Source organism: Streptomyces sp. SID10853, from assembly GCF_010548145.1.
Lineage (GTDB): Bacteria > Actinomycetota > Actinomycetes > Streptomycetales > Streptomycetaceae > Streptomyces.
Window position 1 is genome coordinate 1 of record NZ_JAAGLN010000054.1, and the last position, 24,420, is coordinate 24,420.

At 71.1% G+C, this 24,420-nt stretch carries 22 protein-coding genes and 1 pseudogene; 10 read left to right on the plus strand and 13 right to left on the minus strand.

Features of this window, described 5'->3' with window-relative positions:
• The 4 genes and pseudogenes from G3I19_RS13520 to G3I19_RS13535 form a co-directional block, all read left to right on the plus strand.
• Positions 1–239: pseudogene (locus tag G3I19_RS13520) on the plus strand (urease accessory protein UreF); the annotation flags it as partial.
• Positions 229–1,056: an urease accessory protein UreG gene (ureG, locus tag G3I19_RS13525; protein WP_239074279.1), complete on the plus strand. Its 828-nt coding sequence runs from the start codon at positions 229–231 to the stop codon at positions 1,054–1,056. The pseudogene G3I19_RS13520 and the gene ureG, both read left to right, overlap by 11 nt.
• 13 nt (positions 1,057–1,069) lie before the next feature.
• Positions 1,070–1,969, plus strand: coding sequence for an urease accessory protein UreD (locus G3I19_RS13530; protein WP_164263607.1), 900 nt, complete (start codon positions 1,070–1,072; stop codon positions 1,967–1,969).
• Positions 1,970–2,128: 159 nt separating this feature from the next.
• Positions 2,129–3,502: an MFS transporter gene (locus G3I19_RS13535; protein WP_164263609.1), complete on the plus strand. Its 1,374-nt coding sequence runs from the start codon at positions 2,129–2,131 to the stop codon at positions 3,500–3,502.
• A 101-nt stretch (positions 3,503–3,603) separates the two neighbouring features.
• Here the strand turns inward: G3I19_RS13535 and G3I19_RS13540 are convergent, their stop codons facing one another.
• The 7 genes from G3I19_RS13540 to G3I19_RS38265 all read right to left on the minus strand — a co-directional run bounded on the left by G3I19_RS13540 (position 3,604) and on the right by G3I19_RS38265 (position 10,900).
• A complete protein-coding gene (locus G3I19_RS13540; RefSeq protein WP_164263611.1) occupies positions 3,604–4,500 on the minus strand; it encodes a LysR substrate-binding domain-containing protein in 897 nt (298 codons plus the stop codon).
• Between the two features lie 99 nt (positions 4,501–4,599).
• Positions 4,600–5,199 (minus strand): phosphoribosylanthranilate isomerase, encoded by a 600-nt coding sequence (locus G3I19_RS13545; RefSeq protein ID WP_164263613.1) that lies wholly within the window; start codon positions 5,197–5,199, stop codon positions 4,600–4,602.
• Between the two features lie 41 nt (positions 5,200–5,240).
• Entirely contained in the window at positions 5,241–6,686 is a 1,446-nt protein-coding gene (locus G3I19_RS13550; protein ID WP_164263615.1) for an MFS transporter, read from the minus strand.
• On the minus strand, positions 6,683–7,597 hold the full coding sequence (locus G3I19_RS13555) for an adenosine kinase (RefSeq protein WP_164263616.1): 915 nt from the start codon (positions 7,595–7,597) through the stop codon (positions 6,683–6,685). Before G3I19_RS13555 ends, G3I19_RS13550 begins: the two co-directional genes overlap by 4 nt.
• 49 nt (positions 7,598–7,646) lie before the next feature.
• A complete protein-coding gene (locus G3I19_RS13560; protein WP_164263618.1) occupies positions 7,647–8,564 on the minus strand; it encodes a pseudouridine-5'-phosphate glycosidase in 918 nt (305 codons plus the stop codon).
• Positions 8,565–8,793: 229 nt separating this feature from the next.
• On the minus strand, positions 8,794–9,852 hold the full coding sequence (locus G3I19_RS13565; protein WP_164263620.1) for a Gfo/Idh/MocA family oxidoreductase: 1,059 nt from the start codon (positions 9,850–9,852) through the stop codon (positions 8,794–8,796).
• Position 9,853: 1 nt separating this feature from the next.
• Entirely contained in the window at positions 9,854–10,900 is a 1,047-nt protein-coding gene (locus G3I19_RS38265; RefSeq protein WP_164263622.1) for a Gfo/Idh/MocA family oxidoreductase, read from the minus strand.
• 282 nt (positions 10,901–11,182) lie between these two features.
• On the opposite strand from G3I19_RS38265, the gene G3I19_RS13575 reads away from it, so the two are divergent.
• Together G3I19_RS13575 and G3I19_RS13580 are read left to right on the plus strand one after the other, a co-directional pair.
• Complete coding sequence (locus tag G3I19_RS13575; protein ID WP_164263624.1) at positions 11,183–11,677, plus strand: hypothetical protein; 495 nt, start codon at positions 11,183–11,185, stop codon at positions 11,675–11,677.
• Positions 11,678–12,044: 367 nt separating this feature from the next.
• Entirely contained in the window at positions 12,045–13,292 is a 1,248-nt protein-coding gene (locus G3I19_RS13580) for a hypothetical protein (RefSeq protein ID WP_164263626.1), read from the plus strand.
• 48 nt (positions 13,293–13,340) lie between these two features.
• Here the strand turns inward: G3I19_RS13580 and G3I19_RS13585 are convergent, their stop codons facing one another.
• Positions 13,341–14,939, minus strand: coding sequence for a hypothetical protein (locus G3I19_RS13585; RefSeq protein WP_164263628.1), 1,599 nt, complete (start codon positions 14,937–14,939; stop codon positions 13,341–13,343).
• Positions 14,940–15,149: 210 nt separating this feature from the next.
• Here G3I19_RS13585 and G3I19_RS13590 point away from each other — a divergent pair, with 210 nt between their 5' ends.
• A complete protein-coding gene (locus tag G3I19_RS13590) occupies positions 15,150–15,689 on the plus strand; it encodes a transcriptional regulator (protein ID WP_164263630.1) in 540 nt (179 codons plus the stop codon).
• A complete protein-coding gene (locus G3I19_RS13595) occupies positions 15,686–16,981 on the plus strand; it encodes an MFS transporter (RefSeq protein WP_164263632.1) in 1,296 nt (431 codons plus the stop codon). Before G3I19_RS13590 ends, G3I19_RS13595 begins: the two co-directional genes overlap by 4 nt.
• 150 nt (positions 16,982–17,131) lie before the next feature.
• Here the strand turns inward: G3I19_RS13595 and G3I19_RS13600 are convergent, their stop codons facing one another.
• The 3 genes from G3I19_RS13600 to G3I19_RS13610 form a co-directional block, all read right to left on the minus strand.
• Positions 17,132–18,223 (minus strand): phosphotriesterase, encoded by a 1,092-nt coding sequence (locus tag G3I19_RS13600; protein ID WP_164263634.1) that lies wholly within the window; start codon positions 18,221–18,223, stop codon positions 17,132–17,134.
• A complete protein-coding gene (locus G3I19_RS13605) occupies positions 18,220–19,233 on the minus strand; it encodes a DMT family transporter (RefSeq protein ID WP_164263636.1) in 1,014 nt (337 codons plus the stop codon). The genes G3I19_RS13600 and G3I19_RS13605 overlap by 4 nt, the downstream gene beginning before the upstream one ends.
• Positions 19,234–19,389: 156 nt before the next feature.
• Complete coding sequence (locus G3I19_RS13610) at positions 19,390–20,142, minus strand: glutamine amidotransferase (protein ID WP_164263638.1); 753 nt, start codon at positions 20,140–20,142, stop codon at positions 19,390–19,392.
• Between the two features lie 125 nt (positions 20,143–20,267).
• On the opposite strand from G3I19_RS13610, the gene G3I19_RS13615 reads away from it, so the two are divergent.
• Complete coding sequence (locus G3I19_RS13615; protein WP_164263640.1) at positions 20,268–21,275, plus strand: LacI family DNA-binding transcriptional regulator; 1,008 nt, start codon at positions 20,268–20,270, stop codon at positions 21,273–21,275.
• A 14-nt stretch (positions 21,276–21,289) separates the two neighbouring features.
• Positions 21,290–22,405: a M20 family metallopeptidase gene (locus G3I19_RS13620; protein WP_164263642.1), complete on the plus strand. Its 1,116-nt coding sequence runs from the start codon at positions 21,290–21,292 to the stop codon at positions 22,403–22,405.
• 7 nt (positions 22,406–22,412) lie between these two features.
• Here G3I19_RS13620 and G3I19_RS13625 read toward each other — a convergent pair whose 3' ends face one another.
• Together G3I19_RS13625 and G3I19_RS13630 are read right to left on the minus strand one after the other, a co-directional pair.
• Positions 22,413–23,312 (minus strand): squalene/phytoene synthase family protein, encoded by a 900-nt coding sequence (locus G3I19_RS13625; protein WP_164263644.1) that lies wholly within the window; start codon positions 23,310–23,312, stop codon positions 22,413–22,415.
• A gap of 162 nt (positions 23,313–23,474) precedes the next feature.
• Positions 23,475–24,383: an SDR family oxidoreductase gene (locus tag G3I19_RS13630; protein WP_164263646.1), complete on the minus strand. Its 909-nt coding sequence runs from the start codon at positions 24,381–24,383 to the stop codon at positions 23,475–23,477.
• Positions 24,384–24,420: the final 37 nt, after the last annotated feature.

Below are 24,420 nucleotides of genomic sequence, written 5' to 3' on the forward strand. Positions count from 1 at the left end.
CGGCCCTGCACGAGGCAGCGGCCGGACCCGCCACAGCGGCGGTCCGGCTCCTCGGCCTCGACCCGTTCTCGGTGCACGCAGTCCTGGCCCGCCTCGGGCCGCAGCTCGACCAACTCGCCGACGAGGCAACCACGCACAAGGACACCGCCGCCTGGCGACTGCCCGCGCCGAGCGCTCCGCTGCTCGACATCTCCGCCGAAGTACACGCCACCTGGGAGGTGCGTCTCTTTGCGTCCTGACCGTAACGAGCCCGACGAACCGCACGGCCACAGCCACGTGCACACCCACGCCCACGACGACACCGGCCGCGTCAGCCGGCCGGGTGCCGCCGGACGGCTTCCGCGCGACACCGGCCGCCCGCTGCGGATCGGTCTGGGCGGTCCGGTCGGCTCCGGCAAGACCGCGCTCGTCGCCGCACTGTGCCGTTCTCTCGGCAACGAGCTGCAACTGGCGGTGGTGACCAACGACATCTACACGACGGAGGACGCCGACTTCCTGCTGTACAACGGGGTGCTTCCGGCGGAACGGGTCCGCGCGGTGGAGACCGGCTGCTGCCCGCACACCGCCATCCGCGACGACATCTCCGCCAACCTCGAAGCCGTGGAGGATCTGGAGGGCAGTCTGCCGCCGCTGGATCTGATCCTCATCGAGAGCGGCGGCGACAACCTCACCGCCACGTTCAGCCATGGACTGATCCACCATCAGATCTTCGTCATCGATGTCGCGGGCGGCGACAAGGTGCCCCGCAAGGGCGGCCCCGGAGTCACCACGGCCGACCTGCTGGTCATCAACAAGACCGACCTCGCCGACCAGGTGAACGCGGACCTGTCGGTCATGGCCCGTGACGCACACGCCGTGCGCGGCGGACTGCCCGTCTGCTTCCTGTCCCTCGTGGAGGACCAGGCAGCGGCCCCGGTCGCCGCCTGGGTACGCGAACAGCTCAGCGGCGGCACGAGCCCCGGAGCGGACACGAGTACGGGGACGGGCACGGATACGAGTACGGGCACCGGCGCGGGCATCGCCACCGGCACGCACGCGCCCGCCGACGCGGGCTGACGGGCCGCAGGCCATGGATGCGCAGGCCCGCCTGGCCACCGAGAGCACCGGGAGCACCGGGAGCACCGAGGACAGCTCACCCGGCGGGGGCGGCGGCCGGCTGCCCGGGACGCGCATCCGCGTGCTGCGCTCGGCCTGGCCGCTGATGCTGCGCCCTACGCTGCCCGGTCCGCAGGACGCGGTCACGGCGTGGACGCACCGGCACACCGTCCCCGTCGACGTACACCTCTCGGCGGGCGCAGCCGGACCGCTCGGCGGGGACCGGCTGAGTCTGGCCGTCGATGTGGGGCCGGGCAGCGCGCTGACCCTGGGCGAGGTGGCGCCCACCCTGCTGCTGCCGGGGCGGCACGGTGCGCAGTCCCGCCTCGGGATCGACATCAGGGTCGGGGCCGGCGCCACCCTGACCTGGCTCCCCGAGCTGGTGATCGCGGCCCACGGCTGCCGCCACCGCACCGACATCCGGATCAGCCTCGCCCGTGGTGCCCGTCTCCTCCTGCGCGAGGAGGTGCTGCTGGGCCGGCACGGGGAACGGCCCGGCGCGTTCAGCCAGCACATCAGGCTGGAGGTCGACGGGCGACCGCTCTACGACCAGGAGTTCACCGCGGGCCCGTCCGCGCCCGGGTGGGACGGCCCGGCCGTCACCGGGGGACAGCCGTGCATCGGATCGGTCCTCCTCGTGGACCCGGAGCTGTACGGCCGGACCGACGCGGAGCGGGCTTCCGGCCCCGCTGCCACAGCGCTCATGACGCTGCCCGAACCGGGAATGCTGATCACCTCCCTCGCACCGGACACCACCACACTGCGCCGCGGCCTCAACACGGCGCTGACCTCGCTCCTCGACGGTCCCGGCACGCGGCCGGACTCCGGCCTCCCTCCGGCCGGCCCGGCGGTGGAGGCGCCGGTCGCGGGCTGAGCGAGCGGCGCCTCCATAGCCTCACCCTATGTACGGGTCGCTGTTTGATTGTTGATGCCGGACCTGCTCGGCTCCTAGCGTCCTACGGGGCAATGGCCCAGCCGTCTGCCGAGTGCCGTACGGCCCGCACGCGATGGAGAGCCGAACGTGAGGAATTCCGTGTCGAGACCCGCAGCGCAGGACCAGCTCGAAGCGCCCGGAGCCGACATACCAGGAGCCGAAGTGCCCGGGGCCGGGATACCCGGAACCGAGGCGCCCGCCGGAGGGGCCGCAGTGGATGCGGCCGCTGCGCCGTCGAGGTTCCGCTCCCTGGTCGATCTCGTCGGCTACGGCTTCTTCCCGCTCGCCTTCGTGAGCCGCCTCCCGTTCGCCATGACCGTGGTCGGCGCGCTCACCCTCGTCTCCGACGTCCGGGGCTCGATCGCCCAGAGCGGTGCGGTGTCCGCGGTGATCGGCATCGGCACCGCGGTCTTCGGGCCCACTGCCGGATCGTTCGCCGACCGGTACGGGCAGCGCCGCGTCCTGCTGGTGTGCTCCGCCGTCAACGTGGCGGCTCTGGCCGCGTTCGTCCTGCTGACGTACTCATCGGTGCCGGTCGTCTGGGTGGGGGCGGTCGGCTTTGCCGTCGGTGCGAGCGCGCCGCCGGTCGCGCCGTTGTCGCGGACGCGGCTGATCACTCTCGTCACCGCGAGGACCGACAGCGCGCAGCGGCGTGACGCGATCCTGTCGCTCGTCATGAGTTATGAGTCCGTGGCGGACGAGTCGGCGTTCGTGCTGGGCCCCGTTGTGATCGGCCTGCTGGCCACCGGGTTCGGGGCCGGAGCCCCGCTTGCCGTAGCGGCCCTGATCGCGGCCGTGTTCGTGGTGGCCTTCGCCGTCCACCGGACGGCGGAGCTGCCGGGGCCGCTCCGCGACGCGGCCGGTGGCGATGCGCCCGCGGGGCTCCACGGCGTCCTCCGGCCCCGGATCATGATCCTTCCGCTGGGCATGTTCCTCGTCGGCGGGTTCTTCGGCTCGACGCTGACGGCGCTGACCGTGTTCATGCGGGCCCACGGCATGGAGCTCTCGACGGGGATCGTCTACGGCGGGATGAGTGTCGGCTCGGTCGCCACCGCGGTCCTGGTCGTCTTCGCCCCCGCGGGATTCGCCCTCTGGACGCGCTGGCTGGTCTTCGCGGCCATCGTCCTCGCGGCCTCGGGCGCGCTCGTCGCGGCGTCCTCGGTGGCGATGGTCACGGCTGCCCTGACCTGCGCGGGATGTGGAGTCGGCGGAGTCATCGTGACGCTGTTCAGCATCGCGGGCCGCCGGACCCCGCAGGGGAGGACCGCCACGGTCATGACGATGCTCGCCAGCGCGCTCATCGTCGGTCAGGCGCTGTGGACGGCTCTCGGCGGGAGCATCAGTGAGGCGCACGGGTCGACGGCGGGGTTCCGGGTGACCGCAGCGACCGCGGCGGCGCTCATACTCGTCGGCCTGACGAACTGCGCGATGGACCACCGTCGGGGAACGCGCCGGAAACGCCGCGGAGTCTGAGCCCGGGGAAGCGCGCCGGGTGCGCCGGAGAGTCTGAGCCCGGGGGACCGGCCGGAGTGCGCCCGGCGTCCGAGTCGGGCGGCGCCTCGGTCAACTGCCGTTCAGGCGAGGGCCGCTGCCTCGTCCGCGATCAGCTCGCACAACGCCCTCGCGTAGGGGCGCGGGTCGTCGTCGCGCCACTGCATCTCCAGCGGCAGGGTCGCCGGCTTCTGCAGGGAAACCGTCCGCAGATCGTCGGAGAGATGACCGACGGCGGACCGGGGGACGAGAGAGAAGGCCCTGGCTTCGGAGAGGAGATACTGCCGCGAGCCGACGATCCGCGGCGGGCTCACCAGCACCATCGGGTTGAGTCCCCGCTCCACGCAGATCGCCCGGACATAGTCGTAGTACTGCGGATGCTGCTCCCGTGACCACAGGAGCAGCGGAAGGTCGTGCAGTTCGTCCAGGGAGATCCGGGCGGCTCCGGCGCAGGGGTGGTTGCGGCTCAGCGCCACGAGGATCTCCTCGTCGGTGATCACTTCCGTCCGGAAGCCTTCGATCGGATCGAGGAAGCGGCCGAGCCCGATGTCGCCGTGCCCCGCGGACAGGAGGGGTGACACGGCTCCGGTCTCGACGGCGATGTCCTCGATGTCGAGACCGGGAAGCTCCCTCTCGCACCGGCTGATCACGGCGGGCAGCAGCCGGTTGACGACGCTCGGCGTCGCGGCCACCCGGATCGTCTTCATCCGGGACTCCTCGTACAGCCGCACCTTGCTGACCAGGTGGTCGGCCTGGGAGAGCAGCCGGCGGCCTTCCTCGACCATCGACTCGCCCGCGGGCGTCAGCGAAGCCGAACGGCGGGTGCGGTCGAAGAGGGCCAGGCCGAGGGCCCGTTCGAGCCTGCCGACCTCCTGGCTCACCGTCGGCTGGGAGATGTGCAGGGCCTCGGCCGCCCTCCCGAAGTGCAGATGCTCCGCCACCATGACGAAGATCTCGATCTGCCGCAGCGTAATCCTCATAGTCAAAGCCTATTCGCCGGGCAGTAGTTGATTGTGATGCTTGGTGGCTGAGGGAGAGGTGACCCAGGGGAAGGCCGTGAGAAGGCCGCAGACCTGGCGTCACCCGTTGCGCGCGGTCTCGACGAAGCTGCGGATCAAGTCGGCGCTCTTGACGCCCCTCGACGATTCGACCCCGCTGGAGACATCGACCCCGGCCGGTCCCGCGGAGCGGATGGCCGCGGTCACGTTCGCCGTGTCCAGGCCGCCGGCCAGGAGCCAGAACCCCCGCGGTGGCCGCTCCCGGAGCCGGCCAGTGTCGAAGCGGGACCCGCTGCCCGGCAGCGGCGCGTCGATGAGCAGCCGGTCCACCGGGTCCGGCGCCGGATGTGTGAGGTACCTGTCGCTGGACATCGCGCGGATCGTCCGGAACCCCGCCGCGCGCACCCGCTCGAAGTCCCCGTCCTCCTCGTCCCCGTGAAGCTGGACGGTGGTGAGACCCACCGCCGATGCCGTCGCCAGAACCTCGTCGACCGGTTGCCGGCGGAACACACCGACGGTCTCGACCGCGGCGGGTACGCGCCCGGCCAGCGCGCGGGCCGCTTCGGGGCCGATCAGCCGCGGACTGCCGGGAGCGAAGACGAAACCCACGGCATCCGCACCCGCCTCGACGGCAGCATCGACGGTCCCGGCGGTGCGCAGACCGCAGATCTTGACGTACATCGAATCTCTTCTCTTCTTCCTGATCCCGTTCCGGAGGCCGGTCAGTCCGCCGTCTCCGCCTCGACAGGTTGCGGGATCAGCAGCGACATCAGCAACGCGAGCGCCATGATCGCGGCGCCGACGAGCAGCGCCCAGGTGTACCCGGCCCTGCTGCCCTGCCCGTGTACGTCCGCGGCCACCTGAACCGCGGGCAGGATCGCGAAGCTGAGCCCGGCGCCGAGACCGAACCCCGCGGAGTTCAGGCCGGGCAGGAAGCCCGGGTTGCCCGGTGGGGAGAGTACGACACCGAGCCCGTTGAGCATGATGTTGGCCATGCCCGCGTAGACCACACCGAGGAGCAGGGTGGCGCCGACGAGGAAGACGAGGCTCCGGGTGCCGAACACGGCGAGCCCGACCAGGCCGGCCACGCTGCCGGCCAGCCCGATCCGCAGGATCGCGCGGTAACCGGTCGCGGGCGCGAGCCGCCCGGCGAAAGGCGCGACGATCCAGCCGAGCAGCGCGTACGGCGTCAGCAGGAGCAGCGAGGCGGAATCGGCCCCCAGATCGAACCCGGCGGCACTGTCCTGCGCGATCGACATGGCGATCCCGTTGACCGCCGCGATCACGCCCGCCAGGGTCAGTACGGTCGTGCCCACGGTCGCCCAGGTCGCTCTGCGCTTGAGGAGAGCGGGCGAGGCCAGCGGCTGGGCGACCGTGCCCTCGATACGCCAGAAGACCGCGCCGCAGACCGCGCCCCCGGCCAGCAGCGCCCCGATCAGCGTCCAGTCGGCGCCGCGCCCCTTGCCCATCTCGTTGACGGCCGACTGGAACAGGAGGACGACCCCGGCGAGGAACAGCACCCCGTACCAGTCCAGCCGGACCCCACGGGAGGGGCGCGACTCGGGGACACCGCGGTAGCAGAACACCACCGCGACCACGCCGACGACGGCGATCAGCCAGAAGACCGAGCGGAATCCGAAGGTGCTCCCGAGCATCCCGCCGAGGATCGCATCAAGACCGGCGATGCCGCCGTTGATCGCGGTGACGACGCCCATCAGGGTCCCGTAGCGGCGCGGATCCCGGACCTCGTCGCGAAGGATCATCAGACAGATCGGCACCACCGCGCCGGTGACGCCCTGGATGCCGCGCGCGACGATCAGCACCGTCATGTCCGGGGCCAGTGCGGCGAGTACCTCACCGGCGATCATCACGGTCATCATCCCGAGCAGGACCCTGCGCCGGCCTGCGATGTCGCTCAGCCGAGGGAGGAACAGCCCGAAGACGGCCGTGCCGGTGTAGAAGGCCGTCTGCGAGAGCCCGACGGTGATCTGGTCGGCATGGAGCTCTCTGCCCATGACGACCAGCACCGGGCTGAGCATGCTGGCGTTGAGCTGGAAAGCGGTGCACGCCGCGAGCAGCGCGACCACCAGCGCCACGACCGAACTGCGCCGGTCCGCCGACTCCGGCCCGGCGGTCGCCTGGGCCGTGTCGTACCGCGGCCGTGTCATCGGGTCCCCGCGCTCAGGTCAGGGGCGGCCGAGGGACCGGGCGCCATCGTGGAGCCGGGGGTGGCGAGGACGTGTGCGGCAGCGCGGTGGCCGCCGACGCACGCCTCGTGCAGGTTCCTGGTCGCGAGATACGCGGACAGGAAACCGGCGGCGAAGGCATCGCCCGCACCGGTGAGGTCGCGTATCCGCCGCACCGGCGGCACCGGCACGGCCATGGACGCGCCCCCGGGGACGTGGACAACGGTCGGATCCGGCCCGGCTTTCGCCACGACGACCGTGTCCCGTACCAGGTCCCGGTTGGGTCCTGGCGCACCGCCGACCGACAGGCCCAGGAACGCGGCCTCGCTCTCGTTGGCGATCAGGAAGTCAGGCCGCAGGTCCGCCATGAGGGCCAGGAACCGCCGGACACCGTAGTGCGACAGCATCCCGGTCGACGAGGCGTCGATCGAGACCAGGACACCACGCTTCTTCGCCCGGCGGACCACATCGGCCACGGTGGTGCCGGTGGGTTCGCCGTCGAAGGTGTAGGCGGGTACGTGCAGGAGTTCCAGCCCGTCGAGCCACTCGTCCGGGACCTCGTCGAGCAGTGTCGAGGCACCCCGGTGCGGCAGCATGGTCCGCTCGGCGTTCTCGTCGATGAGGATCACGATCGTGCCGGTGCTCCCGTTGCGCTGGACGCGGACGTCCACACCGTCCGCGTCCAGCCCGGCGACCAGCGACGAACCGAGGGGGTCGTCGCCGACACACCCGATGAACCGGGTCGGTCCGAGACGCGCCGCGCAGGCGGCGACGTTGGCGCCGCTGCCGCCCCGCGTGTGGAAGATCTCGGCCTCGGTGTCCGTACCGTGCTGGATCGGCTCCGCCAGCCACACGACGACGTCCTGGACGAGATCGCCAATGATCCCGAGCAAGGTATGCCTCCTTATTCCGCTGTACGGCGTGCCGCGCAGCGTGGGCGGTTCAGCGTGTGAGGGCGGTGGCGATACGGCCGCCGAGGGCGACGTTGCCGCGGTAGACGTCGATGTTGACCTGGAGGCTGCGGCCTTGGGTGTCGCGCCGGATGTGGTCCAGGAGGAAGGGGGTGGTGTCGTTGCCGGTGATGCCGGCCTTTTCGGCCTGGTCCCATGCGCGGGCGAGGATCGCGTCGAGTTCCTCGGGCGGAAGCTGCTTGTCCTGGGGTACGGGGTTGGCGAGCAGGACGGCCTGGGGCAGACCCAGGGCGTCGCGGGCGGCGAGGATACGGGCGGTCTCCTCCGCGGTGGAGACCGAGTAGCCGATCTCGTGCCCCGAGTCGGTGACGTAGAAGCCGGGGTAGCGGGTGGTGCCGTAGCCGAGTACGGGGATGTTGAGGGTCTCGAACCGTTCCAGGGTCGCGGCGACGTCCAGGATGGACTTCACGCCCGCGCTGATGACCAGGACCGGGGTGTGGGCGAGCGTGGTCATGTCCGCGGACTCGTCGAAGGTCTCCGACGCGCCGTGGTGGACACCGCCCAGACCACCGGTGGAGAACACCTTGATCCCGGCCCGGTGCGCGAGGAACGCGGTGGCCGCGACCGTGGTCCCGCCATGGACACCCAGGGTGGTCACGACCGGAAGATCACGCAGGCTCACCTTCACGATCCCGTCCGCGCCGGACAGTTCGGTGATCTCCTGGGTGCTCAGACCGACGGTCGGGCGTCCCTCGAACACCCCGATCGTCGCGGGCACCACCCCCTGCGCCCGCAGCGTCTCCTCGGCCTCCAGGGCCACCTCTAGATTCCGCGGACGCGGCAGACCATGCGTGAAGATCGTCGACTCCAGGGCGACGACCGGACGCCCCTCACGCACAGCCTCCCGGACCTCGTCGGACACCTGGACAGCGGCCACAGACGTGCTCATCACAGACAACTTCCCTCTTCAGCGACAACGCTCCGGAGCAGCGGGGCTGCGCAGCCGCAGCGCTCCGGAAACCAGCCGGTCGGCCGGTCGCCTCACGGTAGGAAGCCCATCACCCAAAAACCATAAACAGATCCGGCCGGTTTCATTGACTTCGTCTATGAGTTGTCCAGCTGCTACGCGGAGTTCGGGCAGCGCGCGGACGGCGGTGCGCCGGAGCGAGGCCGGCGTGTTATGCCGTGGCCCGGCCCGGAACGGGGGTGACGGGAGCGCCGTCCTGGCGCGCCGAGGACAGCGCGGCATCGACCACGGCGACGGCCGCGTGGATGTCGGCCGCCGTCACCAGCGGCGTACGTCCGTAGCGGATGTCGTCGCGGAACTCGGTGAACAGCCGCCGCAGCGCCGTCTCACCTGCGGCCCCGCCGATCCGGCGCGACACCCTGCCGCCGTCCGCCCCGCGCACGGTGACCGAGGGGGCGTCCTCGTCGGCGAGCACATGGCCGTGCGAGCCGAGCACGCGCAGGCTGGACGAGACCGGGGCCGGGCCGACACCGGCGGGGGTACGGGCCACGGTGGCCGTCGCCACGACCCCGTTGCGCAGACGGAGCGAGAGGACCGCCGCGTCCTCGACCCCGTACGCACCGTGCGGGCCGTCGAAGAGCGGCGCACGGGGTGCGGCGCTGCTGAAGGCGACGACCTCCTCCACCTCAAGACCGGTCAGATGACGGATCGCCAGCGCCGGATACCAGCCGAAGTTCATGAGTTCACCGCCGCCGGACAGGGCGGGGTCACAGACGAGTTCGGGCCGCTCGACGGTGGTTCCGTCGAGTCCGCCGGCCGCGAGCCACTCCGCGTCGACGGCCAGGGGCAGACCGATGGCACCGGAGTCGACGATGCGCCGGGCGCGCACGAGCTGCGGCGAGTAGAGCCGGTGCACGGCGGTGAGCAGCCCGGGTGAGCGGTCGGCGGCGTCCCACAGGCGCTGTGAGCCGACGGGGTCGGTCGCGGCGGGTTTGTCGACCACCACATGACGCCCCGCTTCGAGTGCTCGCACCGCGAGGCCGACATGGCGCGTGGGTTCGCTGCACACGAGGGCGATGTCGCAGGAGGCGAGCCCCTGGTCCAGGTCGAGCAGCGGAATGCCCGTCGTACGGGCGAGTGCGGCGCTGTCCCCGGCGAAGGGGCTGTCGGCGGTGTCGGCGCAGCCGATGACCTCGATACCGGGCAGCGACCGCAGCAGCGGAACGTAGTCACGGGCGTGCCGCACCCCGGACGCGATCAGGACTCTCATCTCAGCGGACCTCCTTGATGTCGACGGGGCGGCCCTCGTCCGTGCTGAGCTGGGCTGCGAGGGCGGCGGCCAGGGCGGCGCGCACCTGGCGGGGTGCGGTCAGCGGGGGAGCGGCCCCGTCCAGCACGTCGCGCAGATGTCTGGTCTGCTCGGCCATCGCCCCCTCGATCGAGGCGGGGGCGACGGGGGAGGCGGAGTGTGCCCGCGGTTCGTCCTCGCTGCTGTGGTGCAGGGTGCCGGTGGTGCCGGACAGCATGAGGCGGCGGACGAACGTGCCGCGTGCGGCGAGCGCGTAACACAGTTCGACGGTGGCCAGGGCGCCGCCGGCGAAGCGGACCAGGATCTGGAAGCTGTCGGGGGTCGGCATCCCCGGTGCCCAGGTACGGCAGGGGCGGGCGAAGACCCGGACCGGCTCGTCGTCCATGAGCCAGGTCAGCAGATCGAGGGCGTGCACACCGTTGTGGGCGACGTGTCCTCCGGACCGGGACGCGTCGAGCTGCCAGCCCCGCCATCCGCCGGGCCAGACATGGCCGGTGTACCAGGTGAGGTGGGCCAGCCGGGGGGTGCCGATCGCGCCTTCGGCGACTGCCCGGGCGATCTCCAGATGGACGGGCTGGAAGCGCGCCGTCTGGGCGATGAGCAGGGGCCGGCCCGCGGTATCCGCGGCCGTGAGGACGCGGTCGACGTCGGCGACGTTCAGCGCGGCGGGTTTCTCCAGCAGGACCGCCTTGCCGGCCTGGAGCGCGGCCACGGAGAGGTCGGCGTGCGATTCGGGGGAGGTGCATACGGCCGTGACGTCGATACCGTCCGACCATGCGGTCGCCGGGTCGGTCGACCAGGTGGCGCCCTCGGCGAGAGCGGCCAGCGCGGCGGCCCGTTCGGGATGGCGGTCGACCACGTGGGCCAGCCGCAGGCCGGGCACGCCCGCGAACGCGGTGACGTGATCACGGGCGATGGCACCGGCACCGATCACGGCCACTCGGTGCACGCTTCCCTGCTGTCCGGGGCCGCGCGGCCCCTTCTGTCCGGGCACAGGATCGAGGTCCACCCGCGACTCCTCACAGTGGGTTTCATGATCAGAATTAAGACATCAGACATCTTATCTCTGAGGTTCAGCTGTGAACAGCCCATGTCGGCGGCGGTGTCCGGTGTCCGGGCCGCCGGGGCCGCAGCGCGAACGCCGGGGGCGCCGTACCGGTCCGTCACCCGGATGGCGTCTTCCGCTATGCGTCCGGCTGTGGAAGCCAATTGGCTGGGCACGCGGGTCCGGTTTCCCCTTTTCCGGCGGCGCACGGGCGTCGCGTGCCGGCTCGCTGGAAGGAACACCCCCATGCCTATAGCCCGTCTCATCGCCGGCACCGCGCTCGCTGTCGCCGCAGTGGGTCTCCCGACGTCGTCGGCGTTCGCCGCCGGCGGCGGAGTCGAGGTCAACCCCTCGACCGCCGCTCCTGGCTCGGTCGTCACGGTCAACACGACCGGATGTGGCAGGTCGGTCTCGGCGGCGGACGGCGACAGCACCGCCGGCGGCGAGTTCCAGCTGGCCACCGGCACCCACAAGGGCGACCTGGTCGGGCAGTTCACCGTCCCGGCCGGAACGAAGGCCGGCTCCTACGGTGTCGGCGTGATCTGCCCGGACGGGACGAAGCTGCAGAGCACCTTCACCGTCTCCGCCGGCAGCAGGCCGACCGGCACGATGAAGACGGGCATCGGCAGCACCAGCCAGGGCTCCAACAGCACCCAGATCGCGGTGGGCGCCGGGGTGCTCGCCGCGGTCGCGGCAGGCGCCATGGTCATGCGCCGTCGCAGGACGGACGGCCGGGCGTAGCCGTACCGACGACAACCCGGCCCACTGCATGCCGTGGCGAAGGCGGGTGGGACCGCGCCGACCTGTCTTCGTGTCCTCGCTCCAGCCGCGCGCCCCCCAGGGCTCCCGCACAGGACAACTCCCTGTGCGGGAGCCCCTTTCCGTACCTGGCGGCAACCGGGCCTCACCCCAGCGGGATGCGGATCGCCTCGCTCGGCAGCAGGGCATCCGCACACGATTTTGATTCTGAAGCGAACCTGTGGAAGGTGTTGTTCCGTCCTGACGTGCAACGGCCCCTCCAGCACACCTGATGAGGCCGCACACGCGAACGCAACAGGCCGGGAGGCGACAGCGCATGACAGGGAGCGACACCGGAACCGATGGCGGCATGCGACGCGGAGGACTCTCCAGGCGACGGCTGTTCACCCTCTCCGGGGCCGCCGCGCTGGCGACGCTGGGAGTGGCGGGATGCGGCGAGCACCGGAGCGGCGGGAGCAGCTCCGCGACCCGCACCCCCACCGCGACGCCGGCGCCTTCCTCCACCGCGGGCAAGGTGTCCGCACCGCCCGCCTCCGGCGTACTCGCCGCCAACGTCAACCAGGCCCTGGACAAGATCGACTTTGCCGAGCTCGAGGCGGTCTCCGCCACCTGGATACGCGGCTTCTACCTGATGTCCGACGTCGACCACGGGGACCTCGCCGGCCAGACCGGGCCCGCGAAACTGCTCCAGGGGGCCGCCCGCGGCTACGGCACCGTACTGACCCTGAAGTTCCAGTACCACGACGCGCCGATACCGGCCCCCGGCAGCCCGGCCATGCGGACCGCCCTGGCCCGGCTGGACAAGGTGCTGGCAGGGGCCATGGGCAAGGTCGACATCCTGACCGTCGGCAACGAGCCGTTCTTCGAGACGAGGAAGGCCGACCGCGAAACCGCCCGCATCAACGTCTTCTACGAGGAACTCGCCCGGCACACCGCCCAGTACCGGCAGACGCACTTCGGAGCGGACTGCAGGACGAAGATCTACATGGGCGCGCTCAACGCCCTCGACAAGCCCGGCGGCCGGACCGCGCAGACCCATCGCTGGATGACCTTCACCGCGCACACCCCGTCCATCGCGGGCGTGGACATCCATCCGCATGTGGCCGCCCCGGGCGCGGCACAGAAGTACGTCGACTACGTGCTGCCGTACCTCCGCAGCGACCAGAAGTTCCTCGCTACGGAGTTCTCCCTGGTGCAGCTCTGGAAGCAGCACATGAACGATCCGGTGAACCCGGCCTTCGCGAGCCGCCACGGCATCGCGAAGGGGACCCCCGTGTGGCAGGTGATCAACAACGCCACCCAGCACCCCGTCGACGAAAAGGAATGGAACGACTTCCTGCTCTCCAACCCGTGGTTCGCGGCACACAAGACCTTCCTGACGGACCAGATGGCGCGCTTCCGCAGCACCGGCAAGCTCGCCGTGGCCGCCTACGGCATCACCCAGGACGCCGCGATGTCGAAGAGCTTCGGCCCGCACAGCACGCCCTGGGTGCTCAACAGCCTGTTCTGCCCGTACGTGTGCAAGCCGGAGCCGGGCGGCCTGCCGGGCCGGAACCGCACCTGGTGCAGCACGTTCCGCGGCGTGCAGCACCAGTGAGAGCGTGTCCGGTGCCGCGGCGGGACGGGACACGCGTCCTGCCGGGCGTCAGGGCTTCGCGTACTTCAACGGCCGGACGTAGAAGTCCCCGCCGATGGCCCACAACCGGGTGTTCCGCAGGGTGATGCGCAGGGCGTAGAAGGCACCTGGGGTCAACGAGCGTACGTCGGCGCCGCGCCAGTGCACCTGGTGCCAGCCGTCAGGTCCCGGCGTGAGCAGGCTCCTGTCCGCCCCGAAGCCCGGCTGGACAACGGTTCCGTTCTGGTCCGTCAGCGCTACGGAGACCGAGCCGCCATGGTCGATGTCGGCGAGGAGACGCAGGTCATCGCCGTAGAAGTCGAGGCCCTGGGTGGTGACCATGGCGGGCCGGTGCGCCACCCGACTGCCGTAGCAGGCGAACTTGTCCTTCTGGATCCAGCCCCGCCCCAGTGCGGTCTGGCGCCAGGAGGTGTGCAGGCCCTTGCCGCCCATGTAGTAGAACCAGAGCCGGTCGCCGGTCTCGACCGGCACCGAAGCGAAGATCACGCTGCTGTCGAACGCGCCGCGGGGGTACTGGCCCATGCCAGGCCCGTGCGGGATGAACGTGCTGTCGTCCGGGGCGACGTCGTTCCACTCGGTGATGTTGGTGGACCACTGCAGGGCGAGGCTCACCGTGTCGTAATCGGGGAGCGTGTCGTCACCATCGGTGTAGACGGAGTCCAGGCCGAGGTACAGGCCCTCGCCGTACTCCCACGACGGCATCGAGTACGTCTGCGCCTCCAAGCCGTTGCCGCGGTGCACCTCCACGGGCTTCGACCAGCTGATGAAGTCGCGGCTCCGCGCCATCGCCACCACGCGGATGTTGTTGTCCCACAGCCGGGTGATGAGGACGTAGTCCCCGCTGACGCTGTCCTTGAAGACGCGGTTGTGGCAGTCGGCCCCAGGAGCGGGGCTGTTGGCCGGCCAGGGCTGCAGTGGCGTGAAGTGGATCCCGTCGGCGGAGAACGCGACGGACAGTGTCGATGCGAGGGTGAGCAGCTTGTACCGGCGGGACGGGTCGGGATCCCCGGGGTCGTGGAGGACGGAGGTCCCCTGGACGTTCTTGAGGAGGAGGTTGTTCGCCGTGCTGCCGTTGAAGTCGACGATGCCCAGGGCGGGTTTGGTCCAGTGGACACCGTCGGCCGACTCGGCGTAACCGCAGCCCGTGACCCGGCCCTCGGTGGAGTACGGCTTCCCGGGGCGCTGGTCCACCGGGGTACTGGACGATGAGGGGTCGACGATGAACAGCGTGTAGTAGCAGCGGTACTTGCGGGCCCCGGGGTCCCAGAAGACATTCGGATACCCGTTGTCGAAGCGCGGCTCCCAGGGCAGCGAAGGGCTCGCGTACAGCCCCTCGCCGAACAGCGGGTTGTTGCTCGTGTCCTTCTCGAACTTCCCCATGCTCACCTGGCAGTTCGACATCAGATGACCGTTCCAGAGGCCGGTGTCGAAGGAGAAGTACTTGTGCTTGCCACGGGTCGGATCCGCGCCCGGCGGGGCTGCTGCCGAGCGCGCGGTGGCGGCGAACGCCGGAGGAGCGGCCCCCGCCAGGGCGGCGCCGGTGGCGGCCCCCACACCTCCGATGAGGACGGCTCTGCGGGACACGCTGCTGTTCGCCCTGCTCGTCATCGCGACTCCCTGAAGGAGGAAACATAAGACGTCCGATGTCCTATGTGCGGGACGGTAACCGGGGCTTGAGGGGGTGTCAACGGTGCTGCTGGGCGCGGGTCGTGAGGTGCAGGTTCGGGGCGGTGCGCGTGCGGCCTGTCCTGGGCGTGTTCCGGAAGCCCGAGCAAAAACCCCTTGCCCAATGGTCAAGAAGTGTTGACCATTGGGTGCATGCCCACCGACGATCTTCCCGAGACGTTCCACGTCACCACTGAAGAGCAGCTGCGCGCCGTTTCCAGTCTCACGCGTCACCGGATCATGGCCGTGCTCCGCTTCGAGCCCGCGACGATCACGCAGATCGCCGAGCGAGTGGGCCTGGCGAAGGGGAGTTCCAGCTACCACGTACGGCTGCTCGAACGGGCCGGCCTGGTGCGGGTGGTACGGACGCGGAAGGTCCGGGGCGTCACCGAGCGGTACTACGCAATGGCAGCGCGCACGATCGTGCTGCCCGATCCGGGAGCGGGAGGGCCGGATGTGCTGATGCGGCATGCGGTGGCGGACCTGGAGGCGGCGCCCGCGGACGGCGAGCGGCACGTACGGATGGCCCATCTGCGGCTCACCGGGGAGCAGTTCGCGGAGCTGGGGGCGCGGCTGCAGGCGCTGGCGGACGAGTACCGGCAGCTGTCCGATCCGTCACTGCCGGACGCCTCACTCGTCTTCGCGCTGTTCCACCCGGCAGCGCGTGAGCAGGCCGAGAGGGACACCGAATGACGCCGGATGCACGGACGTTACCGACCGGGTTCGGGCGGCTGTGGACTGCGCAGACGGTGTCCTCGCTCGGCGACGGGGTGTCCCAAGCCGCGCTGCCGCTGCTCGCGTTGGCGTTGACGCGGAATCCCATGGCACTCGCCGTCGTCACGGCCGCCGGGACGCTGCCGTGGCTGCTCCTCGGGGTGCTCGGCGGTGCGCTGGTCGACCGCTGGGACCGCCGGCGCACGATGTGGGTCATGGACGCGGCGCGTGCGGTGCTGCTCGCGACACCGGCGGCAGCCGCCACACTCGGCATGCTGAGCATCCCGCTGCTCGCGGCCGTTGCCTTCCTGCTCGGCCTCGGCGGACTCTTCTTCGACACGGCCGCCACGGCCTACCTGCCGGATCTGCTCGGCCGCGCCCCCGCCGTCCTGGAGCGCGCCAACTCCCGCCTGCGCGGCGCCCAGACCGCCGCGTCCGGTTTCGCGGGGCCGCCTGCGGGCAGTGCGCTGCTCGCACTCGGGCGGGCGTTGCCGCTGCTGGCCGACGCGGTGTCGTTCGCGCTCTCCGCGCTGCTCGTACGGTCGCTGCCTGCCGCACCCCCGGCCGTACCGCAGGCGCGTGAGCCGCTGCTGCGGCAGGCGCGGGCCGGCGCCTCGTACGTGTTCCGGGACCAGTTGCTGCTCGGGCTCGCGCTGCGTCCGGCGGTCGGGAACATCGCCTTCCTCGCCGTGGAGACCGTACTGGCCCTCTTCGCGCACGATCGTCTCGGCATCGGCGCCTTCGGGTTCGGCCTCCTCCTCACGGCGGAGGCCACCGGCGGACTGCTCGGCTCGGGCATCGCCTCCCCTCTCGGCCGACGACTCGGCACCGGGGCCGCGCTCACCTGTACGGCCGCGGTCGAGGGACTCGCCATCCTGGCCCTCGCCGCTGCCCCGGACCCGTACGTCGCCGGCCTCGCACTCGCCGTCTGCGGAGCGGGCATGGGCGCCACGATGGTGCTCGGCCCCTCCCTCCGGCAGGCGATCGTCCCCGCTCGCCTGATGGGCCGGGTCGCCTCCACCTCGCGCATGCTCGCCATGTGCGCCGCCCCGTTCGGCGCCTTCATCGGCGGCTGGCTGGCCGCCACCTACGACGTACGCACCCCGCTCTACACCGCCGCCGGCCTTCTCCTCACCATGACCGCCGTCACGGCGACCATGACCGGCAACCGCCGGGTCGAGGCGGCGCTGCGTGCCGCCGCCGCGGCCGATGAGCGGGAGCAGCAGGAGCAGCCGGAATGCTGGGATCCCGTTCAGGGGAGTCCCCTTTAGTCCCTTGGGCTCCGGGATGTCGTTGAGCGAGTGCTGAGCCCGGCCCGGCGGGCCTTGCCCCGGCCCGAGTGCGGCGGGCGCCCGGTCTCCACGGGCTTCGGACCTGTCAGCCGCCCGGCCTGTCGGTGTCCGGGCGCGTACGGCTCCGTGTCACCGCCCGGGCGGCTGCCCCGGGGAAGCCGCCCGGGTCCGCCCCGTGAGCATGCGGGCGGGGTTCTGGCGGGTGAGGGTGTCGATCAGGGCGCGGTCGATTCCGCGGGCCGCGAGCATTTCGGTGAAGACCGTGGGGACGTAGATGAGCCCGTTGCCGCCGTGCTGGGTCCACATCTGCTTGAGGAAGAGGTCGTGGCTGAGCAGCAGCTGTCCTGCGTGGCCGTGGTCGATGTGGCCGGCGACGGCATCCGCCGTGTCGGTGGACGCGGGTGACTCGCCCTCCTTCGGGAACGTGACGTCCATACCGATCATGTCGAATTCGAGCCACACGCCGCGATCAGCCACCGAGCGCTGGTAGTCGACGTCGGCGCCGGAGGGGTCCATGTGCGCCAGGACGACCTTCGCCGGTTCGACGCCCACCTCGTCGAGCACGATGTCGAGCACCTCGTGTGCCCTTCGCTGCCAGCCGGGCAGGTGGACCATCAACGGGACGGACGGGTGGCCGAGTTGTGCCAGCGCGGCCGCCCGGAGCGATCCGCGCTCGGCCGCGGTGAACTCGGGGGACACCCCGATCTCGCCGATGACGCCGGGCCGGACGCCGGAGTCTCCCACACCGTTGGCGAGCTCGTCCGTGATCGCGGCCGCCTGCCGGTCGACCTCGCCGGCCGGGATCCGGTCGGCCTCGAACTTCTCCAGGTAGGCGCCGCACCCCATGACGATGTTGAGGCCGCTGCGGCGCGCGAGGTCGAGGAGGCGCTGGGGATCGCGTCCGATGGTGGGGCTGGAGGTCACGTCGACGACCGTGCGCCCGCCCACGGCCTGGAAGGCCGCCACCTCACGGTGTACGTCGTCGACCGGCTTGGCGCTGACGTTGTCGAAGCAGCAGTAGGGGTCGTGCCGCAGAGCCCAGGCGGAGGAGGCGCTGACTTTCTCGTTCCTGAGCGCCGCGGAGAACCGGTAGCTCGGCTCGTCGAGCACGCTCGACAGGTTGTTGAACAGGTGCTCGTGGGGCAGTACGAGACCCAGCTCGGCCGCCGGCACCGCCCCCGTGACGGTCTGGACGTACGGCTGCCCGCCGGTGCCGGTCATGATGCGCCCGCCGACGACGCGGAGCGGGAGGGGATCATGCCGATACCTGCCGCGACCAGGGCGATGACGGTGCCGATGACCGTCACCACATGCAGAGGCTGGCCGACGGACGGGCTGATCACGTCGAGGAGCAGTGAGCCGACCAGCTGCCCGGCGATCGAGGCGAGCCCGAGCAGCAGGAGGCCGAGTCCGCGTACCAGCAGTGCCATGAAGGCGATGGAGAGCAGGCCGAGCACACCGCCCGTGTACATCCACCAGGTGCTGGGGAGCGTGAAGCTCACCGAGCCGGTGGAGGCGCGCACCAGCAGCCCGATCCCCAGGACGACGAATCCCACCAGGAAGTTGAGTCCGATCGAGACCAGCATGGACCCGCTGCCCTGAGCGACGGCGGAGTTGCCCGCGGGCTGCCAGCCGGCGAGCAGTCCGGCGGCGAACGGCAGGACCGCCAGCGCGATGGCTCCGGGGACCTGGAAGTTCGGTGAGATCGCGACGGCCGTCGCGACGATGGCCAGCAGCGCGCCCAGCCCGCGGGGGAGTGTGATGGGCTGCTTGATCGTGGACGTGGCCCCGAGCCGGTCGCAGACCACACCCGAGATGACGAGCCCGGAGATCAGCGCGATCTGGAAGACCGCGACGCCGAGCGTGCCGACGGTGATGCCCTCGGAGAGCACGACGGCGGCGCCGCACAGGCCCGCGACACAGTTCCACCAGGGAATCGTGCCGTCGCGGAGCTTGCGGGGGACGCTCAGCGCCTGCCGGCGGGTGGTCGGCCGGGCGAACACGATGACGGCCATCAGGATCAGGCCGGTGCCGAAGGAGATGACGGCTGCGGCGTTCCCGTCGTTGATGTTCTTGCCCAGAGCGCCGTTGACGGTGGACTGCAGGGGGCTGAGCAGTCCGGCCAGCACGGTGGCCAGGACCAGCACTGCCGTGGTGGCGCGGCGGGCTGTGCGCGCTGGTGCTGCGGGCGCGGTGCCCGGTTCGGGTCCTGCGGTGTTGAGGCTTGTCATCGTGTATTCGCTCTCCTTTGAGCCAGTATGTCCGACGGGACCGATGCAATCTCTGGGCGTGTGGGGGTTGTCATAGCGGGCGCGGGCGTCCGTGCTCGCTGTCGCGGCCTTGCCGGCCCGGCGGGCGGTGGCCCGACGGGCCTGGCTCCTGCGGGGTCAGGCCGAGGGGCCGGCGAGCCAGGTGACGGCCTGGTGGAAGAGCTGCTGGTAGCCCTCCCACTCGATGAACTCGGTCGGGGCCCAGTGCGGCGAGATGTCCGATGCGAAGGCGAGGGTGCGCCCCGCGCCCTCTTCGCGGACCGCGAGCAGGGGGCGCGATTCGATCGTGGCGAGCACGTGCGCGTCCGGCTTCGCGGTGAGCCGCTGGTAGCCGAGGAGGATCGGCCACTGGGCCGCCAGTCCGGTCGTGACCTCGTGCGCCTCCCCGGTCAGCTCGCCCCCCACGCCTTCGGGGCACTCCACGCGGTCGTCGTACGGGAGGATCTGCACCGGCAGGATGTCCTCGATCGGGGTCGCGTGGTAATTGGCCTTGGCCTGGAAGCCCTGGAAACTCAGGTAGCCGCCGGCCATGGCGAGGCCGCCGCCCTGCCGGACCCACTCGGCGAGAAGCTTGAGCCGGTTCGGGAACGGGCGCCCCTGGGCGAACACCTGCGGGTGGAGCAGCAGCGAGTTCGCGCCGATGTCCGACAGGATCACCACGTCGAAGGCGTTCAGCTTCTCCAGGGTCTCCGGGAAGTGGGCCGCCACATCGTGCGAGAGCAGATGTGTGACCTCGTGGCCCGCACGCTGCAGGGCCTGGAGCAGCGGGGTGACGCCCACTTCCAGCTGGGCGTGGGGGAAGGCGTCGTAGCCCTTGAAGTCGGTGGATGCGTTGATCCAGGACTCGCCTGCGATGAGTACGCGGCTCACACGTACCTCCTCAAAGATTGTGCGCAACGTTGCGCTAGTTTTGCGCAACGATAGAAGGGTGTGGATGCGCCGTCAATGCCCTACCGTGACCGCACTAGACTGCGGGAAAGGTGAGGGAGGTTCGGATGACGTTGACCAGCGTTGCGCAACATGCGCAGGTGTCGGCCTCGACGGTGTCGCGGTACTTGCGCGGACAGCTGAAGGTCCAGCCGGAAACAGCGGCCCGCATCGACGCCGCAGTGCGCGAGCTGAACTACGAAGTACCGGTCGCGGCCCCGTCAGGACCCCGCGCGGGCCGCCCCGTCATCGCCCTGGTCGTACCGGACCTGGTCAACCCGTTCTTCGCGGACCTGGCCGAAGAGGTCGCCGCGGCGGCCGCCGTCAGCGGAGTGGCACTCGTCGTGGGAATCACCGGCCAGCAGGCCAGGCGCGAGTCACTCTTCAGCGACTTCGCCGCCTCGACCGAAGCCATCGACGGGCTGATCTACGTCGGAATGCACCGCCAGAACCCCCGGCTGACCCAGGCGATCGCCGACGGCCTGCCCGTGGTCCTCCTCGACGAAGAGGTCGCCAGCCCGTCCGAGGTCGACACCATCGCCGTCGACAACTACAGCGGCGCCCACCAGGCGACGTCCTACCTGGTGCAGCTGGGACACCGGCGCATCATGCACATCGCCGGGCCGCGCGAGCTGTCCACCACCCGCGACCGGCTGCGCGGCTACCGGGACGCCATGGCCCACGCGGGGCTGGAGGTCGACGAGGACCTCGTCCTGCACGGCCCCTACACCGAGCAGTTCGGCGCCAGCACGTTCCCCTACCTCGCGAGCGCCGCGCACCCGCCGACCGCGGCCTTCGTGGGCAGTGACATCGTCGCGGTCGGCATCCTCGGCGCCGCGGAACTGCACGGGCTGCGCATCCCGGAGGACCTCTCGGTCATCGGCTGCGACGGCATCCGGGTCGGCGAGTGGCTGCGCCCCAAACTCACCACCCTGCAGCAGCCCGTCGCCGACCTCGCGCGCACGGCGCTGGAAGTGGTCCAGAACCGGATCGAAGCCCCGGACGGCGCCCGGGTGACGAAGTCCTTCCCCCTGCACCTCGTGATCCGCGGCTCCGCGGTTCCCCCGCAGCACTGACAGGAGACACTCGCGTGCTCGACCCCGTTTCGCTGACCCAGCAGCTCGTCGGCCTCGACACCAGGGCGGGGAACGAGAAGTCCGCCGCCGGGCTCCTCGCTCCGATCCTCACCGACGCCGGTTTCAGTGTGCGCACCGACGAGCCGGAGCCCGGACGGGTCAATCTCGTCGCCCGCTTCGGCAGCCGCACCCCGCTCACCCTGACCGGGCACCTGGACACCGTCCCCGCCGACGCGGCCGGCTGGTCGTTCGACCCGCTGGTCGGCGACATCAAGGACGGCCGGCTCCGCGGGCGCGGCAGCAGCGACATGAAGGCCGGTGTGGCCTGCATGGTGGCGGCCGCTACCCACCGGGTCGCGACCCACCCCGCCGAAACCGACGTACAGCTCGTTCTCACCTTCGGCGAGGAGACCGGGTGTGAGGGAGCGGCGCGGCTGGAGGGTCTGACACCGAGTCCCGTGCTGCTGGTCGCCGAACCCACCGCCAACAGAATCGTCCTCGGTCACAAGGGTGTTCTGTGGCTGCGGCTCACCGCCGAAGGCCGCAGCGCACACGGGTCACGGCCCGAACTCGGCGACAACGCGCTCGCCCGGCTCGCCGCGGCGGCGGTACGGATCCACGAGCACCAGGACTGGCCGCGCAGCGCGACACACGGTGCGGCCACCGTCAACGTCGGCACCTTCCACGCGGGCGTCCAGCCCAATCTCGTCCCCGACCACGCCGAGTTGATGCTCGACATCCGTACCATCCCGGGGTTCGGCTCCGACGACGCGCTCCTGGCGGTCGAGCGGCTGGCCGGCCCCGGCACCGGGATCGAGCGCGTACTCGACCTGAACGGCGTGGCCACCGATCCTGCCACCGCCCTCGTCCGCGACCTCGCCGACGTCCTGCGCCCCGCGGAAGCCGACGGGCGTCCGGAGTACGCGACCTACTTCACCGACGCGTCGGTGCTGGCCCAGAAGCTGGACGCCCGCGCGGTCGTCATCTACGGTCCTGGCGACCCAGACCAGGCGCATGTCACGGACGAGACCTGCTCCGTGGCGGCGATCCCCGAGGCGGCCGATGCCATGCACCGGCTGCTCGCTGCCTGGAGCGGAGACCGGTCGGCCGTCGCGTCACCTTCTCACTGACGGAGCGTCAAACCCGCGCAGGGGCAGGCTCGTACGATCCACTGCCGTGCCGGGATCGGGCCAGCAGCCCCAGACACGCCAGCGGGTCGTCCCGGACCGGTCGGCGTGTGACAGCCGCGCCCAGTGCCATGACCTTGTCCAGGCGGTGGTGGTAGAGGCCGAGAAGACTCCGTACCACCGGCCGGTAGGGGCCGGGCACTTCGCCGACCGTGCGCTGCGCCGCGATGAGCGAGGCGCGGGCGCGTCCGGCGGTATCGGAGACCAGGGCGGCCACGGCGGGGGTGCTCCGGCCGGCTTCCAGTTCGGTGCGGCTGACGCCGTGCCGGTCGAGATCGGCCATGGGCAGCGTCAGTCGGCCGCCGCGCAGATCCTCGGCCAAGTCCGTGAGGAAGTCGACGCGTTGGAGCCCGTCGGCGACCAGACGGCACGAGGACGCGAAGTGCTCGTCGGGGACCAGATGCGGCGTGAGTCCCGTGCTGAGCATCAGGCCGGGCCACGTCAGCGTCCCGACGTACCGCTGGTAGGCGTCCTCATCGGCGAAGCCGGGGAACTCCAGGTCGATGCGCGTACCGGCCAGATAACTGTCCGCCCAGCCGCGGGGCAGCCCGCAGACCCGAGCGGAATGCAGATAGGCACGCAGCAAGGGGTGGTTCGAGGTGCCGGAGTCCAGAGCCGACTCCACCCGGCCCGCCCACGCGTCGAACCGTTTCACACGGCCCGAGGCGGCGCCCCGGTCGCAGATGTCGTCGGTGAAGGCGAGCAGCGTGGCCCCGGCGAGGGCGTGCGGCTGGAACTGGGGCGGCGCCAGCAGCCGCACCACACCCCACATGGCGAGCTCCCGGCGTTGCAGATACCGGGCGGCCGCCGTGTAGTCGGCCCGCAGCCGGGGACTCCGTACGCCGCTCATGTCCAGACAGTGTCGCCACGAGCGCACGTGCAGCCCCCGAAAAAATGGTGGTCAGCGGGAATCAACGGGAAACAAGCGGCCACCAAAGTTAGCAGCGTGCGAGTTGCTCCTGGACGGCCGCCTCCCCGCGGCACCGCACGGCGCGCGGCTCCGCTCCGTGCCCTACGCAGGCTCCTTGAAGTAGTGGCCCTCCCCGATGTCGGCGATCAGTCCGGGGTGCGTGGGCTCCCAGCCGAAGCGCTCCCGCGTCAGCGCGCTCGATGCCGGGCTGTCGAGTGACACCAGCGGGGCGAGAAGGCCGAAGTGCCGGCCGGCCTCATCGGCCGTCAGACTCACCGCCGGAAGCCTCAACCGGCGGCCGATGGCCTCGGCGATGTCCCGGAACGGCACCCCCTCCTCAGCGACCGCGTGCACGGGCGTACCGGGCGAGGCGGACTGCAGGGCCAGCACGAACAGGGCCGCCGCGTCACGCCGGTGCACCGACGGCCAGCGGTTGGATCCCTCGCCGGCATAGGCAGACACCCCCGACGAGCGAGCGATGCCGATCAGCATCGGGACAAAGCCGCGCATGTCCTCCTGGCCGTGCACGGTCGGTGCCAGCCGCACCGACGACGAACGCACCCCCCGCCGGCTCATGGCAAGGACGGACGTCTCGACCGGAAGCCGCAGCGCGGCGGGGTCGGGAACGACGGGGGTCTCTTCGGTCAGCAGCCGTCCCGGCGTACGGCCGATGACTCCCGATGCGACCACGAAGGGCTTGCCGGTCTGTTCCAACACCGATCCGATCGCCTCCACGGCTGTCAGCTCGGCCCGCGCGCGGGCGCCCGCGTCGGTGGTCTCGCTGATGTGCTGGTTCGCAGCGAAGACCACACCGTCCGCCCCCGCCGCCCCCTCCCGCAAGCTGCGCAGATCCCCGAGGTCGCCGCGATGCACCGCGATGCCGGCCCCCGCCAGAGTCGCGGCGGAGGCGTCGGACCGGGCGAGCCCCACAACCTCGTGGCCCGCTCGGAGCAACTCTCCGACGACGGCCGATCCGATGTATCCGGTTGCCCCTGCGACGAAAATACGCACGATGAGAATCCCTCGTCAGCTTGCGGGTTGACCCGCC

Excerpts from the sequence above, each read along its gene's own strand:
- G3I19_RS13530 (WP_164263607.1), top strand. The coding sequence starts at position 1,070 with ATGGATGCGCAGGCCCGCCTGGCCACCGAGAGCACCGGGAGCACCGGG.
- G3I19_RS13540 (WP_164263611.1), bottom strand. The coding sequence starts at position 4,500 with ATGAGGATTACGCTGCGGCAGATCGAGATCTTCGTCATGGTGGCGGAG.
- G3I19_RS13545 (WP_164263613.1), bottom strand. The coding sequence starts at position 5,199 with ATGTACGTCAAGATCTGCGGTCTGCGCACCGCCGGGACCGTCGATGCT.
- G3I19_RS13550 (WP_164263615.1), bottom strand. The coding sequence starts at position 6,686 with ATGACACGGCCGCGGTACGACACGGCCCAGGCGACCGCCGGGCCGGAG.
- G3I19_RS13560 (WP_164263618.1), bottom strand. The coding sequence starts at position 8,564 with ATGAGCACGTCTGTGGCCGCTGTCCAGGTGTCCGACGAGGTCCGGGAG.
- G3I19_RS13565 (WP_164263620.1), bottom strand. The coding sequence starts at position 9,852 with ATGAGAGTCCTGATCGCGTCCGGGGTGCGGCACGCCCGTGACTACGTT.
- G3I19_RS13575 (WP_164263624.1), top strand. The coding sequence starts at position 11,183 with ATGCCTATAGCCCGTCTCATCGCCGGCACCGCGCTCGCTGTCGCCGCA.
- G3I19_RS13580 (WP_164263626.1), top strand. The coding sequence starts at position 12,045 with ATGCGACGCGGAGGACTCTCCAGGCGACGGCTGTTCACCCTCTCCGGG.
- G3I19_RS13585 (WP_164263628.1), bottom strand. The coding sequence starts at position 14,939 with ATGACGAGCAGGGCGAACAGCAGCGTGTCCCGCAGAGCCGTCCTCATC.
- G3I19_RS13590 (WP_164263630.1), top strand. The coding sequence starts at position 15,150 with ATGCCCACCGACGATCTTCCCGAGACGTTCCACGTCACCACTGAAGAG.
- G3I19_RS13595 (WP_164263632.1), top strand. The coding sequence starts at position 15,686 with ATGACGCCGGATGCACGGACGTTACCGACCGGGTTCGGGCGGCTGTGG.
- G3I19_RS13600 (WP_164263634.1), bottom strand. The coding sequence starts at position 18,223 with ATGACCGGCACCGGCGGGCAGCCGTACGTCCAGACCGTCACGGGGGCG.
- G3I19_RS13605 (WP_164263636.1), bottom strand. The coding sequence starts at position 19,233 with ATGACAAGCCTCAACACCGCAGGACCCGAACCGGGCACCGCGCCCGCA.
- G3I19_RS13615 (WP_164263640.1), top strand. The coding sequence starts at position 20,268 with ATGACGTTGACCAGCGTTGCGCAACATGCGCAGGTGTCGGCCTCGACG.
- G3I19_RS13625 (WP_164263644.1), bottom strand. The coding sequence starts at position 23,312 with ATGAGCGGCGTACGGAGTCCCCGGCTGCGGGCCGACTACACGGCGGCC.